The sequence below is a fragment of the Ruegeria sp. BB1 genome, from assembly GCF_056539465.1.
The window spans coordinates 34,257-50,778 of the sequence record NZ_JBQFVB010000013.1 but is presented as its reverse complement, the minus strand read 5'-3'; the positions used below and the strand labels follow the sequence as shown (position 1 = coordinate 50,778).

Below are 16,522 nucleotides of genomic sequence, written 5' to 3'. Positions count from 1 at the left end.
CGCGAATCTTGCTGTTGATCCAATCTATTTGAATTTGGCTGCGTCTTGTAGAGTAAATATTTTACTGACTGAAATAAATATGGTATTCAAATTTGTGAGAGCCGCGAATCGAAATGCGATGGCTCGGCATATGGGAGGAAATCATGAAGAGAATTCTCAGCTTTTCGGCTGTGGCCACTTTGTTGGCTTCGACCGCATTCGCAGAGCCAGTGGTCGGCGTAAGCTGGTCCAACTTTCAGGAAGAGCGTTGGAAAACAGACGAAGCGGCCATCAAATCGGCGCTTGAAGCAGGGGGTGCCGAGTACATCTCGGCAGACGCGCAGTCGTCTTCCGCAAAGCAGCTTTCGGACATTGAAAGCCTGATCGCCCAGGGTGTAGACGCGCTTATTATTCTGGCCCAGGACGCGCAGGCAATCGGACCGGCTGTTCAGGCTGCAGCGGACGAAGGTATTCCAGTCATTGCCTATGATCGCCTGATTGAGGACGACCGTGCGTTCTATCTGACCTTTGACAATGTGGAAGTCGGCAGAATGCAGGCCCGGGCTGTTTTTGAAGCCATGCCCAAGGGCAACTACGTGATGATCAAAGGCTCTCCTACTGATCCGAACGCAGATTTCCTGCGCGGTGGTCAGCAAGAGATCATCGGAGCAGCCGTCGACAGCGGTGACATCGTAATCGTTGGTGAGGCCTATACGGATGGCTGGTTGCCGGCGAACGCGCAGCGAAACATGGAGCAGATCCTGACCGCGAATGAGAACAACGTGGATGCGGTTGTTGCGTCAAATGACGGTACTGCAGGCGGTGTTGTTGCTGCGCTGACCGCACAGGGCATGGAAGGCATTCCGGTTTCCGGTCAGGACGGCGACCACGCAGCATTGAACCGTGTCGCACTGGGAACGCAGACGGTTTCGGTTTGGAAGGATGCTCGCGAACTTGGAAAGGCCGCTGGCGAAATCGCTGTCGCATTGAGCGGTGGGACAAGCCCTGCTGATGTCGAAGGCGCAGTTAGCTGGACATCACCGGGTGGGACCGAGATGAACTCGGTTTTCCTAGCGCCTGTTCCAATCACTAAGGACAACTTGTCCGTGGTTGTGGATGCCGGATGGATCCCGCTGGAAGATCTTTGCCAAGGCGTTGAAAACGGACCTGCGCCTTGTAACTAAACCACTCAGCCCTGGGCCTCTTAGTCTGGGCCTGGGGCAAATGCTGAAAATGAAAGATCGGAAATGACCGAAACTTCGTCTCAGCCGATACCTGAAAAAGCGAAACCCAGCCTGTTCCAGCAACTGGAACTGGACATGCGACTTTTGGGAATGATCGGCGCGTTTGTCATCCTGTGCATCGGATTCAACATCTTCACAGATGGAAGGTTCCTGACGCCGCGCAATCTATTCAACCTGTCCATCCAGACGGTTTCAGTGGCCATTATGGCTTGCGGAATGGTGTTCATTATCGTCACGCGACACATCGACTTGTCGGTTGGCGCACTATTGGCAACAACCTCGGCTGTGATGGCAATGACGCAAACCGAGCTTTTGCCGCAGGTACTTGGTATGGGTTTGAACAACCCGGCAACCTGGGCGATCACAATCGTTGTCGGGTTGTTTGTCGGCACACTGATTGGTGCGTTTCATGGCTGGATGGTTGGTTATCTGACGATACCAGCGTTCATCGTTACGCTTGGTGGATTTCTGGTTTGGCGAAACGTGGCGTGGTATTTGACCAGCGGCCAGACGATTGGTCCTCTGGATAGTACATTCCTGATGTTTGGCGGGACCAACGGGACATTGGGAACGACGACAAGCTGGCTGTTCGGCTTGTTTGCTACTGCGATTGCCATCTGGGCTTTGTGGAGTGGGCGACGCGCAAAAGCGTCACATGGTTTCCCGGTAAAACCTGTTTGGGCCGAGGCCACTCTGGCCGGGATAATCGCAATTGCTATCCTTGGGTACGTTTACATCGTAAACAGCTACTCCATTCCGACGCGCCGGCTGCAACGTATGTTCGAAGCGCGCGGCGAGACAATGCCAGAAGGGCTGGTTGTAGGATACGGCATACCGATTTCTGTCCTCATACTAATCATAGTAGCGGTTACCCTGACGATCGTGGCACGGAAAACCCGGTTTGGTCGATACATCTTTGCCACTGGTGGCAACCCGGATGCGGCAGAGCTTTCAGGTATCAACACTCGGCTGCTGACCGTGAAAATCTTTGCTTTGATGGGTTTCTTGTGCGCCGTGTCCGCGGTGGTCGCCTCGGCCCGCTTGGCAAACCACTCGAACGACATTGGTACGCTGGACGAACTTCGGGTCATCGCCGCTGCAGTGATCGGAGGAACCGCATTGTCGGGCGGCATCGGTACCATCTATGGCGCGATCCTTGGTGCATTGATCATGCAGGCGCTGCAATCGGGCATGGCAATGGTTGGCGTTGACGCGCCGTTTCAGAACATCGTCGTCGGCAGCGTCCTCGTGTTGGCCGTCTATATCGACATCGTTTACCGCAAGCGACTGGGGGCCAAGTGATGCAAGCTCAGGATACTCAGAAAAAAACTTCCGGCACTGGGCGTGGGTCAGGCGCGCCGCCATTGGTCGAGATGCGCGATATTTCGATTTCCTTCGGTGGGATCAAGGCCGTCGACCATGTGTCGGTCGATCTCTATCCGGGTGAAGTCGTTGGCCTGCTTGGCCATAACGGGGCCGGGAAGTCCACTCTGATCAAGGTTCTGTCCGGCGCCTATCAGATGGATCACGGTGAGATCCTGATTGATGGCAAGCCAGTCGAGATTGGCAATCCCCGTGACGCCCGGGCGAATAACATCGAAACGATATATCAGACGCTCGCCTTGGCCGACAATCTGGACGCGACATCGAACCTGTTCCTGGGGCGTGAGATGACGACGCCTTTTGGTTTGGTCAACGACGCAGCCATGGAGGCCGAGTGCCGAAAGATCATGGCTCAGCTCAACCCGAACTTTCAGAAGTTCAATGACCCGGTCTCCGCCTTGTCGGGCGGGCAAAGACAATCAGTGGCGATCGCTCGGGCTGTCTACTTCAACGCACGTATTCTGATCATGGATGAGCCGACAGCAGCGCTCGGGCCGCATGAAACTCAGATGGTGGCGGATCTGATCCACCAGCTAAAGGCGCAAGGCATCGGGATATTTCTGATCGATCACGACGTGCATGCCGTCATGGAACTGTGCGACCGCGCCTCGGTCATGAAGAACGGAAAACTGGTTGGGACGGTCGATATCGCAGACGTAACTGATGACGATCTATTGTCGATGATCATTCTCGGCAAGCAGCCAGCACAAAAAGCAGAGTAGGGGGCAGAAATGCCAAGTGGATTTTTTGAAGGGATCGAGAAGGTCCAGTTTGAAGGCGTGGACAGCAAGAACCCGTTGGCCTTTCGTCACTACGACCCGGATGAAATCATCATGGGCAAGCGTATGGAGGACCATCTGCGGTTTGCGGTGGCCTGGTGGCATTCATTCGCGTGGGAGGGTGGAGACCCCTTTGGTGGACCTACGTTCGAACGCCCATGGTATCCTCAGGACGATATGGGCCGGGCCCGCCAGAAGGCAGATATTGCATTCGAATTGTTTGAGCTTTTGGGGCAGCCATTCTTTTGCTGGCACGACGCTGATATCCGGCCTGAACAGGGAAATTTTGCCGATAACCTGCGCACATTGGAAGAAATCACCGATTATATCGGTGAAAAGATGCAAGTTTCTGGCACGAAACTGCTTTGGGGTACGGCCAATATGTTCAGTCATCGTCGCTGGATGTCTGGCGCCAGTACCAATCCTGATCCCGACGTTTTTGCGTTCGCTGCAGCGACAGTAAAATCCTGTATGGATGCAACTCACAAACTAGGCGGTGAAAACTATGTTCTGTGGGGAGGTCGTGAGGGCTACGAAACCCTTCTGAACACGGACCTGAAAACTGAATTGGACCACATGGGCCGTTTTCTGAACATGGTCGTAGAGTACAAACATAAGATCGGGTTCAAAGGCACCATTCTTGTGGAGCCGAAACCTCAGGAGCCTTCCAAGCACCAATACGACTATGACGCAGCTACTTGCATCGGTTTTCTCAGGAAGTATGGGTTGGAGAACGAAGTGAAACTAAATCTCGAGCAGGGCCACGCGATCCTTGCCGGGCATAGCTTTGAGCATGAAATTGCGGTTGCGGCTGCTGAAGGGATGCTGGGTTCGATTGATATGAACCGCAACGACTACCAATCCGGATGGGATACAGACCAGTTCCCGAACAATACACCGGAAGTTGCCCTAGCTTACTATTACATCCTGAAAGCTGGTGGTTTTACCACCGGGGGCACAAATTTCGACGCCAAAATTCGCAGGCAATCGATTGACGCTGTCGATCTGGCGGCGGCTCATATCGGCGGAATGGATATATGCGCACGTGGTTTGAAAGCAGCGGCTGCAATGATTGAAGATGGAGGTTTGGAAAACGCGCTTTCGCAACGCTACTCCGGTTGGAAGTCTCCCAAAGCGGAGTCCATGTTAGGCAGTAGTCTGGATGAAATTTCCGCTCGCGTTTTAAATGAAGGAATAAACCCAGAGCCGCAATCTGGACGCCAGGAAATACTAGAGAATTATGTGAACAGATTTGTCTAACTGCCAAACTTGGGTGTTTTCCACTGCTGTCAAAAGTCATGCCAAGCCGTCTTTGGTGCTGAGGGCACGAATGGAGGTTTTGTTCATAACCCGTCCATATAGACAAAACCCCTCCTTAATATGGTTGAATGGCCTCAATTCGTTTTGGGTCACAAATGATTGACGTTTGGGTCGCTAATGAGTGACGTAAATTATTGATTTATTAAAGTTTTATCTGTCGATTGAGTCAAATATCAGTGGCGTTCCACATTTCCTGTTGGACGTCACACGAACCTGACCCAACCGTCATAGTTGGACTAGATACTAGGTGAACGTTCGACATCAGAAGGCACCCCCCCAATGTTGGACATCAGTTGAATTTGATCTGACTTCCCTTTCGGAAAATCAGAGCTGATTTGCAGGTCAGACAGCGAAGCTGCCTGTGCCTGCTAATCTGCCACGTGGCGATCGCGGGAGGGGGCGAGGCAACGCTATTCGACAATAGTGGTGCGGCCCGCAGGCGCAGCCGAGGACACGGTGTTGTCTAATAGGGTTGCCCGAGGGGGAAGGCAGTGTCTTACCCCTGATGGCCAGGGGCGTTTGGCTTGTCCAAATCCCGTTGTCTCACAAAACAAAAGCATGAGCGCAGTACGCTATGCCACCGTTGGGAACGTTTACCTCAACACTCAATGGTCGGCAAAAAGTTTGATGTAACTGTTCTTAGTTCAGAGCGTCGTTAGAGGCTTTGAGCCCTTACCAGGCCTTCTCCCATTCCAATAACTTTTGCTCATGCAGCAAGCCACGAACCGCAATATGCGGACAGTCTGAGTGGCTTAGTTAGAGGCAGAGAAGCGGACAAAGGTTGAATTCGCTGCGGTTGCACCAAGGTCTGCAATATCGAGTAACCGGCCGCATATGCGCGGCTGGTCTTTCAATTTTACCGCTCTCTGAGGAGATTTTCAGGTCGGTTCCGCTTCACCGGGGGGTGGGACGTTCAGCCGGTTTCACCAAATCCTTTCGGTACTGGCAGATCAGGCAAGGACGCCGCTCGTTTTTGCAGGGCCCGCCCGATAACTACACGGCTGATTTCGGTTGTCCCGTCCACAATCCGCAGCATTTGCGCGAGGCGGGACAAACGATCCAGACCATAAGGCTGCAGCAGACCCATGCCGCCCAGCACTTGCGTGCAGGTATTTGCAGCCTTCACTGCGGCATCTGGCACAAACCGTTTGGCATGGGCGGCCATCAGTGGGCCCTCGGGCGTGCCAAGGGCCTCTGCCGCCTTGCGGTACAGTAGCTTCGAGGCTTCAAGATCGGTCGCAACCTCGCCCAGCATCCACTGGATCCCGTCCAGATCGAGGTTCCTGCCACCAAACATCTTGCGGTTCTTGGAATAGGACAGCGCCGTATCTAATGCAGCTTGCATCAATCCACAGCATCCTGACGCAATCGAAACGCGGGCAATATCGATCGCCATGAGTGAGCCTTGCAGGCCCTGGCCAATGGGCAGGATGATATTGTCTTCGCTCACCACGACATTGTCCATGTACATCTCGGCCAGAGGCAGGAAGTTGTAGGACGGGGTGTCGTAGAGCGGGCCAAAACTGAGGCCCGGAGCGTCGGCGGGAATGGCGATCATCGCCATATCCTTGTGGCCGGGTGCATCACTGGTTTTGACCACGGTGAAATAGATATCAGCCTCGGTCGCCAAGCTGACCCATGCCTTCGCACCGCTGATCGTCCATGTGCCGTCATCATTGATCACGGCTCGCGAATACATGTTTGTGGCATCCGATCCCGATTGCGGTTCGGTCAGCGCAAAGTTCGCCAGTTTGCGGCCAGAGGTCAGATCCCGCGCCCACTTTTCCTTGAAGGCATCTGTGCCATAGCCGCAGCCCGCGAAGGTGCAGATGTTATGCATCGACAGGGCAAAGGCATAAGCGCCATCTCCGAGCCCCAGTTGTTCGTAGACCTGAATGCCCTCTGAAAGTGGCAAGCCCTGGCCGCCAAACTCTTCGGGGGCGTACAGCCCAGTCAGGCCAGCGGCCCCGGCCTTGTCCGACGCATCACGGGGCCATGTCTTCGTGGCGTTCCAGGCGTCCACATTTGGCAGGATGACCTGCTCGGCGTGGTCGCGTGCGGCCTGGAGTATGGTGGCGAGTTTGTCTGACATTGGTGGATCCTTTCAAGGGCGATTGTTCTCAGATGACGCCACAACCCGGCAATCGTGGATGGCCAGACTGATGAGCTATGAAGGCGAAACTTCAGCTGAAAATGCTTCTCTGCGGCAAGATTTAGCGAGCCAGCCCGTTAAGCTCTATCTCGTGCGCTGACAGATAATTGTCCAAAAGTGACAAATGGCCGCTTATGTTTGTGATTTGCGGTATGAGCTGGGCGTGCTTCCGGTCCAGCGTTGAAAGGCCCGGTGGAAATTGGCCGCCGACGAAAATCCGACATCATGTGCGATGGCTTCAACGCTTTTGCGCCCCGCCTGAAGATCACGGATTGCGATGTCGCGCCGCAGGGCATCCTTTATGGCCTGAAACGACGTGCCATCCGCGTGTAGCCTGCGGATCAGGGTGCGCGGGGTCATGTGCATTGCGGATGCTGTCTGTGTTAAGGTCGCCGAATCCCAACCTGTCTGACCCAGATACGTGCGCACCCGCAGCGATTGGGTGTGTTCGCGGGAAGAGGTAAAAATCCAGTCTCGCGGCGCGTTTTGCAAAAACCGGTCAAGACCAGCTGTGCTTCGAGTCTGCACAGGGCCCATTACATTCGGATCAAACGCGATGGCGGTGGCGGGTTGGCCAAACCGCAGCGGTGCAGGAAAGATAATCGCGTAATCCTGATCAAAGTCCGGGCGATCAAACGCGAAATCAACGGCTTTAACCTGAACCTCATGCCCTGCCAGCCAAGACATGAGCCCGTGGGCAAGTTTGAGGATCAGCATGTGGCCAAACCGTTGTACAGGCGCATCTGTTTGCGGGTTCAGGCTCAGTGTGAGGGCGCTGTCAGCGTCATCCAGATCAAACTGATAGTCATCCAGCAGCAAATTCCAGAAGGTCGAAAACCGGTAAAGTGCAGATGGCAAGGATGTGGCTTCGCGCACTGTCGTCAGAAGGTGTTGCAGGGCACGCGGTCGCACGGGCCTGCTCCAAAGCCCCATCATCTCATCGCCGGTCTCAACTGCAGCAAGTTGATACAGGCAAACGATCTGATCCAGCGTGACGCGACCATTCGGCGAGCGCGTATCCGCGTTCAGACCGGACCGGCTAAGCAGCGACGCCATCTGCGCCTCTGGGCATAGGGCACGCAGCGCCGCCAGCCAGTCATCGACAAACTGGCTGGAAACCGTGGAAAGGATCGTTGGCGTGACATTGGTCATAACGCCTCAGGAGGTATCACCAATTCCGGTCGACATGAAATGCAGGCTTGCAGATAGCGGCCTTCGCAGCTGACAGAATGTCAGTGTCTCAACCAGATAACGCTCTGCGTGAACTCATTTCAGTGGGGTCCGGCGACTTCGAACAACGCTGCGGCCCCCATGCCTCCGCCAACACACATGGAGGTCACCACGTATTTTACGCCACGACGCCTCCCCTCAAGCAGAGCGTGCCCGACTTGTCTCGCACCTGTCATGCCGTAGGGGTGGCCAATCGATATCGCACCGCCGTTCACGTTGTAGATTTCGGGATCAATCCCAAGATGGTCGCGGCAATAGAGGACCTGGCAGGCAAAGGCTTCGTTAAGCTCCCAAAGGCCGATGTCTTCGATGCGAAGACCTGCATTCTTAAGCAGCTTTGGAATGGCAAAGATCGGGCCGACCCCCATCTCTTTCGGTGCGTTTCCTGCAACAGCCATGCCGCGATAGATACCTAGCGGTGTGAGGCCCTGCTGCTCAGCCACTTTGCCTCCCATGAGCACACAAGCCGAGGCCCCGTCAGAGAGTTGGCTTGCGTTTTCGGCAGTAACCACGCCTCCTTCGACAACCGGGTTCAACTGGCCAAGAGTTTCGGCCGTCGTGCCCGGCCGGTTGCCCTCGTCTTTTGACAAGGTCACCTCTTCCAGGGTTTCCTCTCCGGTTTCGCGGTTCTTGACCCGCTTAATCGCAGTGATCGGGACGATCTCATCTTCAAACGTACCAGCGGCCTGAGCCCGGGCGGTCCGACCTTGGGAAAGTGCAGCGTATTCATCCTGGGCGTCACGACTGATCCCATAGGTCCGCGCCACATTTTCCGCCGTCATCAGCATCGGCATATAGGCATGTTCAGATTGGTCGATAACGTTTGGATCATTTGCGTTGCCGCTTCCAGCCCGGCAATCCTTGGCAGCCTTTGGGTGCCCCCGGCGCCTGGCAGCAGCCCCAGCTTGATCTCGGGCAGCCCCATCTATGCATCCGGCGTGGCGACACGGTAATCACAGGCGAGTGCGATCTCCAGCGCACCACCCATCGCGGCGATAATGGGTTTCTTGCTGGTTTTAATCGTTACACACAGGTCTGGCAGGTCCGGCTTGTCCCAACCAGCCATATGTACCCGTCAAAAACGCAAACAACGCCAACAGGTAAAGGGCAGCAAATACGATGGTGGTCATTCTACAAACCAAGTCGAGCTTTACACAGAGCGAGTCAGTGCTGCGCAACCGTACTCAGCTACGCACCAAACTGGTCACAGAGCGCCTTCGTCGCCAAGGAACTCGATACCAGCTGTCGCGCCATCACTGTAAGCAATACAATTCCAAGGAGCACGGTCCTCGCCAACGCCGACGGTTACTTGTGTTCCCGCCTCGCTAAACGCAGACGACAGCACCACGACTTGCGAATTGTTCGTCGTATTGGCGACATCTCGCAGACATGCCTGCTGGGCAGGAGTCAGTTCTGAGGACGCAGTAGAGCTGCCAGTATCTTCACATGCTGCAACGGTTAGAGACCCAATTAGTACAGCTGTGGGGGTCATAAATCTCTTCATTCTTGTTCCCTCGTTGGTTCTGCCTAACATTTGGTCAAAGATGCACTACAAAATCAACTATTCGATTGTGTCGACATTTCTGCGCGATAGCGGGCGCTAAACGGGAATGATCTCTTTCGATGGCAAGAGTCTTTCGGGCGGCAGGTCCATTCAAGCTTCCGTTTTGGGCACGATGCATGCCGTAGCTGAAGCACTCTAGAATGACGATAACGCGGGACTAAGCCGCCTCTTACACGGCCGTCAATTTAAGCCGGAAAACCTCGTCTCATGATCAGAGCTTTTTGCATTTACTAACTTTCTGAACGGTGTTGTGAATTTTGGCGTAAAATCACAAGCCGTTTTGCGGAATATCTTTATATCGGCTGTGTTCCTGCGCGGGCGTAAAGTCCCGAACAGACAAATAGACTGGTCTGTCCCATGACCAGACTATCCCCGCGTTGCCAATCATCCCAGATTAGGGTGACGCGGGGAACTTTAAATCCAAGCGGCGGTCCTTGCCGTATTAAGCTTAACCCAATCCAATAGTGATTTGTGAGGGGGTAACGAGTTACGGCCTCGCCATTGTGCGGGGCCTTTTTTGTTGAAGGTAAAAAAGGCCAGCTTCACAATGCGGATCCACTCACACACTTGCATTGCGAAGCTGGCAAACAACTCTCCTACAGGGGGATGGTTAGTAGGAGGTGGCAGCACAATTATGGGACTGTGCAAGGCGAAATAACTACAGAATGACAGGATGCGCTAGGCGTTCATCGGTATAGGTTGGGTATCCGAAAGTATAGTTACACTCGAACAAGCTTAATCTGCGGTGCCAGCTTCGAAACACCCTCTCCGCACGGTGCAAAAAAGCTATACACCAGAACTTTCGGAAGGAGATGCCCGCCGGAGACGGCGGCATAGATAGGATATCTGACGTATTTTATGAAAACTGGAAGCGCCCAAAGCAGCTAGATACCCATTTTTTTCGGTTTTTCCGAGAGTTTACTACTGATGGCTTGGCCTAACTCACAATTCTGGCTCTTTTGGTAGGCGCCAAACTTGACACAAAAGGAAGGTCTGTATTGGGCTCGAACCCGTTGTTCGCTAAATCGCGACGAGTGTATGTTTGCAGACTTTGCGGCCGAAGATGTTTTAACACAAGATATGTTTGGCCTGATAAGTTAACGAATTAAACTGTTCCTCCAAGCCGATGTTTTTCCTATCGTTGGTGAGAAATTGCGTGTCGGGAGGTCTTAATGAACAAGCTTATCTCAGTAGCGGGTGCGGTCTGCTTTGCTTTAACAGGAGCTTGGGCCGACGAGCATGCCCCGCCCAACATTCTTGTCATCATGGCAGATGACGTGGGTTGGGCGAGCGTCGGCGTTTACCACGGAGGTGTCAAAAGCATCGAGACGCCGAACTTGGATCGCCTCTCGTCTGAGGGCGCTCGTCTCACAGATTATTATGCCGAGCCAAGTTGTACTGCCGGTCGATCAGCTTTCATGACCGGACAGTTGCCTATTCGGACTGGTATGCACACGGTAGGGCTGCCGGGGGATCCGATAGGGTTAAACCCAGATGATCCGACGCTTCCAATGTTCCTGAAAAAATTAGGGTACACGACGGGGCAGTTTGGTAAGAACCACTTGGGCGATCTCAACGAGTTCCTACCGACTATAAAAGGTTTCGACGAGTATTGGGGCTGGCTCTATCACTTGAATGCCATGGAATATACGTCTGATCCGGATTGGCCAGACGATCCAGAATTCAACGCGCAATTCGCACCGCGCAACATCATTCATTCTTTTGCCACAGACGAGGAGGACGAAACAGTCGATCCGCGATTTGGAAAAGTCGGGAAGCAGCGCATCATTGATGACGGACCTGCGCCGCCGGAACGCCAAAAGACTTTGGATGACGAAGTGACATCTTACACGAAGGACTTCATTTCTCGTGCAGTTGAGTCGGACACTCCGTTTTTTGTCTGGATGGCTCCAGCCCGTGCACACGTCTGGACCCACCTCAGCCCCGAATACGAAGCTATGTTGGGCAATGGGCGCGGACTTCAGGATGTTGTCATGAAGGAGTTGGATAACAACGTTGGTAACGTTCTCAGCCACCTTGAAGATCTGGGAGTCGCCGATAATACCATAGTGATGTTCACTGCCGACAATGGCCCGGAAACACTGACGTGGCCTGATGGTGGTACGACACCGTTTCATGGGGAAAAGGGTACTACCTGGGAAGGTGGCTTTAGAGTTCCTGCTATTATTCGCTGGCCGGGCAAAATTCCTGAAGGACAGGTTTTGAACGGCATCTTCAGCGGAATGGACTGGATGCCAACATTTGTAGCTGCGGCTGGAGGTCCGACAGATCTAAGAGAAAAGCTCCTAGAGGGATATGAAGGCTATAAAGTGCATCTCGATGGCTACAACCAACTATCTTACCTGACAGGTGAGGACGAAGAGAGCAATCGCCGCGAGCTGATTTACTATCAGGGTACGGACCTCCAAGCCGTACGCTACAACGATTGGAAAGCGCACTTTGTCGTTCAAAACCACGGCTGGTCAGGCCCGAAGGAAGAGTTGGTCGCCCCCTTGCTTTTCAACCTTCGCCGCGATCCTTACGAGAAAGCAGCGGAGGAAAGCGGGATGTACGTCCGCTGGATGGGTGAGAAAATGTGGGCATTCGGCCCAGCCGCCCGACTAGTGCAGGCACATCTCGCTACCTTCGAGGAGTTCCCTCCGCGCGGGAAGCCGGTCGCCAATCAAGACCATGTTGAAGAACAGACATCAACCGAAGGCGGCATCTCTCAGTAGAGGAAGCGAGGCAACCAATACGCCTTTCTCACTGCGGCGTGGGCATCCGGCTCGGATCATCGGATGCCCCAGAAAACCGATTAGGAATTTTGCAAAAAAGCGAAACCTCTACGAGAAGGAGTCCTCCATGAGTGCTAGATTAGTCCTTCTGCTTGCGGCCGTTGGCCTCGTGCCAATCGCGTTATCATACGGTCTGATGCCCGGCAGTTCGGTCCCAGCTTTGCTGGGATTTCCGGTGGAAGGGACCAACCAAACCCACGTGTTCCGCGCGATTATGGGTCTTTACCTGGCAAACGCGTTGTTTTGGTTGGCGGCCGCTTCGAAACCAGAATTACAACGCCCCGCGCTGTGGGTACTTTTTTTGTTTATGTCGGGACTGGCCGTTGGACGCATGCTAAGCATTCTTATCGATGGAGTTCCAAACGGGTTACTTCTATTTTATCTTGCGGCCGAGATAGCTTTTGCAGCTCTTGCGGCGGTTTCCCTGAGAAAAGTACAATGAAACAGGAAGTGTCAAAGTGCTGAGGTTTTTCTTTGTTCTCTCGATGATTACAACTGCGTCGGTTTCGACATCCGGTCTGGCACAATCGTCATCTGTCCAGGCTGCGGTGGACAAAAATTTTTTAGAGCTTGAGATTGCCGTTGACGAGGCGGGACCTACTCCAATCGCATCGATAGACCACTCGCGTCTGGCTAAAGCCGAAGGCGTAGAAATGCCCGCGTCTCGTGTGCTCATTTTCTCTGATCCTGAGATAAACACACCCATTCTGAAAGAGACCGTGCGAGCAGGTTTGGACCTTCCTTTTCGTGTTCTTTCCTTCGATCAGGATGATCGCCCGCAGATTACCTACACGGACTCCCAGTTTCTCAAAATCCGGCATGGGCTCACGGACGCGTCTTCGGTGCGTGTATTTCAGAGCAAGATGCTCGAAGTTCTAAACGACTTGGATGCAACACCAGCGCCGACCAACGGGTTGTTTGCCGACTATGGGGTCATCGAACTGCGATCTCAGCTCAGCGTACCAGAGGCAGTCGAACGTCTCAGGACAGCTGTGATGGGACAGGACGATACTGTCTGGTTTGGGGAAATCGATTTTGCGACCGGAGCATCCCAACTAGGGGTGGAACTGCCGGATGCAGTTCTCTTACTGTTCGGCGGACCAGCACCCGGTGGCATAGCTATGGCGGGCTTTCCGGCAATTGGTTTGGATGCCTTTTGCCAAAAACTTTTGGTTTACGCGAATGAAGAAGGCGGCTCCGTAGTCATTTTCAATGACATCGCTGCCCTCGCGGAGTTGCACTACGGTTTTTCAGCCGAACCTCATCACGGATTGAACAAACGGCTTACCGCAACATTTCGCACGGCAATTGAGTAGCCGCTGTTTGGAAAACGCACTAGAAACCCGTTACCGATTGGCCATCTTTTCGTCGTCCGCTTTGGGCTCTTCTTCCTCTTGGGACACATCGCAGAGAAAGGCCGGTGCGAGCCCAAACCTACGAAATGCTGCACCACGCTCGAATGGGGGCCTTGGGAACTTCTAGTAAAGCAGCGAAACGACTTGATCAGTTTCGGGTCTTCGCCTCGAGTCTTCGGGCAGTCGAGCGCACAAATGACGCCCCGTATGGCAGGTACGCTCGCTGGTACGTTTCAGCGAACCGTTCGCGAGCGCTTCTTCGATCAGGCACAGGTGCCCGATCAAGACGCCGGCACCGGCTTTGGCCTCTTCCACGGCAAGGCTGTAGAGGGAAAACTTCGGACCGTGTATCGGATCGCTTGTGGGCGTGGATGTCGCCTTTGACCAAACGGCCCAGTCATCTGCCCATGTCTGGTCGTGCAGAAGCGTCGTTGTCTCGAAGTCTACGACCCGTTCAAGAAGCGCGGGTGCGCACACCGGTACAATCTCATCGGCACAAATTGAGACCTGATCGGGCGATCCATCGGGCACATCGAAGAAAATCGCCAAATCGAACAGTTCTCTCGACAGGCTCGGCGGGGTTTCCATGGCGGTGACCGAGAAGTTGATCATGGGCAATTGCGCTCTGACCTTGCTCAGTCTTTTCGGCAACCAAAGCTGAGCGACGGAAGGAAGGGCTGCGATGTGAAAATCCACGTCCGGACCAAGGTTGCGCAAGGCGCGCGTTGCATCCGCCAACGCGTCAAAGGCAGATGTGAACCTTGAGACCAGCGATGCTCCGGCCTTCGTCAACTCCACCCCTTGGGCGTTACGGCGAAAGAGTGACATGCCTGCCCAATCTTCCAACGTCTTGATATGCTGAGAGATCGCGCCGGGAGTGACGCAAAGCTCATCCGCAGCCGCAACAAAACTCACATGTCGCGCAGCAGCTTCAAATGCCCGCATGGCGTTCAGCGGTGGGCCCTTCGGGCGTTTGGGGGCGACGCTCATTTCTTAGCCTTAGATTTTCTACGCCCAGAAATAGCAAATCTGCTTTGCGCTGTCACGCTCAAGGCGCCAGATTGGTGCAAACAGGAGGATGGCGTATGACACTTGCACAACGAAACTGGGTTCCCATAACGAGTGAAACTCTGGTTCAGGGCATTGCCAACAAGGCTGCGTCCACGTCCTCGGCCGATCTTCTGGCCCGGGTTCAGACACTCGCCGAGCGGAACCGTGTGATCCACGAGGAAGAATGCTTCAACCTCAATCCGGCGACCAATGTTATGAACCCCAAGGCAGAGGCGCTCTTGTCGTCAGGTATCGGATCGCGTCCGTCCTTGGGCTATCCTGGTGACAAGTATGAAATGGGATTGGAGGCGATCGAAGAAATCGAGGTTATCACCGCCCAGCTTTGCGCAGAGGTGTTCGATGCCAGTTTCGCAGAGGTCCGCGTGCCCTCTGGCGCGATTGCCAACCTGTATGGCTTCATGGCGACCTGCAAACCGGGTGACACGATTATCGCTCCGCCCGCGTCGATTGGTGGGCATGTGACGCACCATATCGCGGGCTGTGCGGGGCTTTATGGCCTGCGCACGGTCGAGGCTCCCGTAAACAAGGATGGCTACACGGTCGATCTGGATCAGCTTCGCGCATTGGTCCTGGCCGAACGACCCAAGCTGATCACCATCGGCGGCAGTCTGAACCTGTTTGAGCACCCTGTGGCCGACATTCGTACCATCGCGGACGAAGTCGGCGCTAAGGTCATGTTCGACGCTGCCCACCAATGCGGGATCATAGCGGGGCGGGCGTGGTCGAACCCGCTGAAGGAAGGCGCGCATTTCATGACGATGAGTACCTACAAAAGCCTTGGGGGACCGGCCGGGGGACTGATCGTCACCAACGATGCCGAGATCGCAAAGGCGCTGGATGCCATCGCGTTCCCCGGGATGACTGCCAACTTCGATGCTGCGAAGACGGCCGCTCTTGCGGTGACCATGCTGGATTGGAGGGACTTTGGGGAAGCCTATGCCAGGGGGATGATCGCAATGTCGCAAGCATTGGCGACCGCATTGGACAGAGAGGGCGTTCCGGTCTTTGCTGGGGCCGAAGGCTTTACGAACTCCCACCAGTTCGCCGTATTGGCCGAACCCTTTGGAGGCGGTCAGGCGGCGTCGAAAAAGCTGCGCCCGAATGGGTTTCTAGCTTGCGGCATCGGACTGCCATTGGCCGTGGTTGACGGCGATATGAACGGATTGCGCATTGGCACGCCAGAACTGGTCCGTTGGGGCATTACGACGGCCGATGCAGGTCAGCTTGCCGCGCTAATTAAACGCGGTCTCAACGGCGAAAATGTTGGAGAAGAGGTGGCGTCTTGGAGGCGAAACTTTGACACTCTCTGCTTTGTTCACTGAGACAGAAAGCGGACATTTGTGCATTCTTGGCGAACGTCAAGAAAGTTCGCGTCTCGTTGGTCCGATCGGCTTGCGGCGAATGCTTTTGGTTACCTTCCTTCCGGAATTGTCACTGTTCCTCCCGAAGATGCTTATGGGCATCCAATAGTGACGCAATAATCTGGAAACATGGTTGCGCCAGAGTCGAAAGGCTCCGGCGCAATTTCATTTTGAAACATCTATTTAGCGTTGGATCGCCCCGAGGCTGAGGCAAAGGAGTTACGCACCGGGCACCTGCATTGAAACCTCCATCGGCCAGTTTTTCCTACGTCCTCAGCTCTACCGAGCT

At 54.4% G+C, this 16,522-nt stretch carries 13 protein-coding genes and 1 pseudogene; 8 read left to right on the top strand and 6 right to left on the bottom strand.

Features of this window, described 5'->3' with window-relative positions; all coding sequences use genetic code 11:
- Positions 1-143: 143 nt before the first annotated feature.
- From xylF to xylA, 4 genes are all read left to right on the top strand, one after another.
- The gene (gene xylF, locus ACR0AL_RS20090) at positions 144-1,163 is read left to right on the top strand and encodes a D-xylose ABC transporter substrate-binding protein (protein WP_155150139.1); all 1,020 of its coding nucleotides are present in this window, start codon (positions 144-146) and stop codon (positions 1,161-1,163) included.
- Positions 1,164-1,226: 63 nt separating this feature from the next.
- Positions 1,227-2,525 carry a sugar ABC transporter permease gene (locus ACR0AL_RS20085; protein ID WP_480664412.1) on the top strand — a complete coding sequence of 433 codons (1,299 nt, stop codon included), beginning with the start codon at positions 1,227-1,229 and terminating at the stop codon, positions 2,523-2,525.
- Positions 2,525-3,328, top strand: a complete 804-nt coding sequence (locus tag ACR0AL_RS20080) for an ATP-binding cassette domain-containing protein (RefSeq protein WP_170351985.1) — start codon at positions 2,525-2,527, stop codon at positions 3,326-3,328. The genes ACR0AL_RS20085 and ACR0AL_RS20080 overlap by 1 nt, the downstream gene beginning before the upstream one ends.
- Before the next feature lie 9 nt (positions 3,329-3,337).
- Positions 3,338-4,645, top strand: a complete 1,308-nt coding sequence (gene xylA, locus ACR0AL_RS20075; RefSeq protein ID WP_170379767.1) for a xylose isomerase — start codon at positions 3,338-3,340, stop codon at positions 4,643-4,645.
- A 973-nt stretch (positions 4,646-5,618) separates the two neighbouring features.
- Here xylA and ACR0AL_RS20070 read toward each other — a convergent pair.
- The 5 genes and pseudogenes from ACR0AL_RS20070 to ACR0AL_RS20050 form a co-directional block, all read right to left on the bottom strand.
- Positions 5,619-6,797: an acyl-CoA dehydrogenase family protein gene (locus ACR0AL_RS20070; protein ID WP_480664410.1), complete on the bottom strand. Its 1,179-nt coding sequence runs from the start codon at positions 6,795-6,797 to the stop codon at positions 5,619-5,621.
- A 192-nt stretch (positions 6,798-6,989) separates the two neighbouring features.
- Positions 6,990-8,009, bottom strand: coding sequence for an AraC family transcriptional regulator (locus tag ACR0AL_RS20065; RefSeq protein ID WP_480664408.1), 1,020 nt, complete (start codon positions 8,007-8,009; stop codon positions 6,990-6,992).
- 119 nt (positions 8,010-8,128) lie between these two features.
- A pseudogene (locus ACR0AL_RS20060) lies at positions 8,129-8,923 on the bottom strand (acetyl-CoA C-acyltransferase); the annotation flags it as partial.
- Positions 8,869-9,012, bottom strand: coding sequence for an enoyl-CoA hydratase-related protein (locus ACR0AL_RS20055; RefSeq protein ID WP_302477241.1), 144 nt, complete (start codon positions 9,010-9,012; stop codon positions 8,869-8,871). The pseudogene ACR0AL_RS20060 and the gene ACR0AL_RS20055, both read right to left, overlap by 55 nt.
- Positions 9,013-9,153: a hypothetical protein gene (locus tag ACR0AL_RS20050; protein ID WP_302477243.1), complete on the bottom strand. Its 141-nt coding sequence runs from the start codon at positions 9,151-9,153 to the stop codon at positions 9,013-9,015. It lies immediately after the preceding gene.
- A gap of 1,670 nt (positions 9,154-10,823) precedes the next feature.
- Here ACR0AL_RS20050 and ACR0AL_RS20045 point away from each other — a divergent pair.
- The 3 genes from ACR0AL_RS20045 to ACR0AL_RS20035 all read left to right on the top strand — a co-directional run bounded on the left by ACR0AL_RS20045 (position 10,824) and on the right by ACR0AL_RS20035 (position 13,762).
- The gene (locus tag ACR0AL_RS20045; protein ID WP_480664406.1) at positions 10,824-12,386 is read left to right on the top strand and encodes an arylsulfatase; all 1,563 of its coding nucleotides are present in this window, start codon (positions 10,824-10,826) and stop codon (positions 12,384-12,386) included.
- A 127-nt stretch (positions 12,387-12,513) separates the two neighbouring features.
- Positions 12,514-12,888, top strand: a complete 375-nt coding sequence (locus tag ACR0AL_RS20040; RefSeq protein ID WP_480649257.1) for a DUF4345 domain-containing protein — start codon at positions 12,514-12,516, stop codon at positions 12,886-12,888.
- 16 nt (positions 12,889-12,904) lie between these two features.
- Entirely contained in the window at positions 12,905-13,762 is an 858-nt protein-coding gene (locus ACR0AL_RS20035; RefSeq protein ID WP_480664404.1) for a DUF302 domain-containing protein, read from the top strand.
- Between the two features lie 162 nt (positions 13,763-13,924).
- Here the strand turns inward: ACR0AL_RS20035 and ACR0AL_RS20030 are convergent, their stop codons facing one another.
- Positions 13,925-14,791 carry a LysR family transcriptional regulator gene (locus tag ACR0AL_RS20030; RefSeq protein ID WP_170351978.1) on the bottom strand — a complete coding sequence of 289 codons (867 nt, stop codon included), beginning with the start codon at positions 14,789-14,791 and terminating at the stop codon, positions 13,925-13,927.
- Between the two features lie 95 nt (positions 14,792-14,886).
- Here ACR0AL_RS20030 and ACR0AL_RS20025 point away from each other — a divergent pair, with 95 nt between their 5' ends.
- Positions 14,887-16,194: an aminotransferase class I/II-fold pyridoxal phosphate-dependent enzyme gene (locus tag ACR0AL_RS20025; protein WP_480664402.1), complete on the top strand. Its 1,308-nt coding sequence runs from the start codon at positions 14,887-14,889 to the stop codon at positions 16,192-16,194.
- Positions 16,195-16,522: the final 328 nt, after the last annotated feature.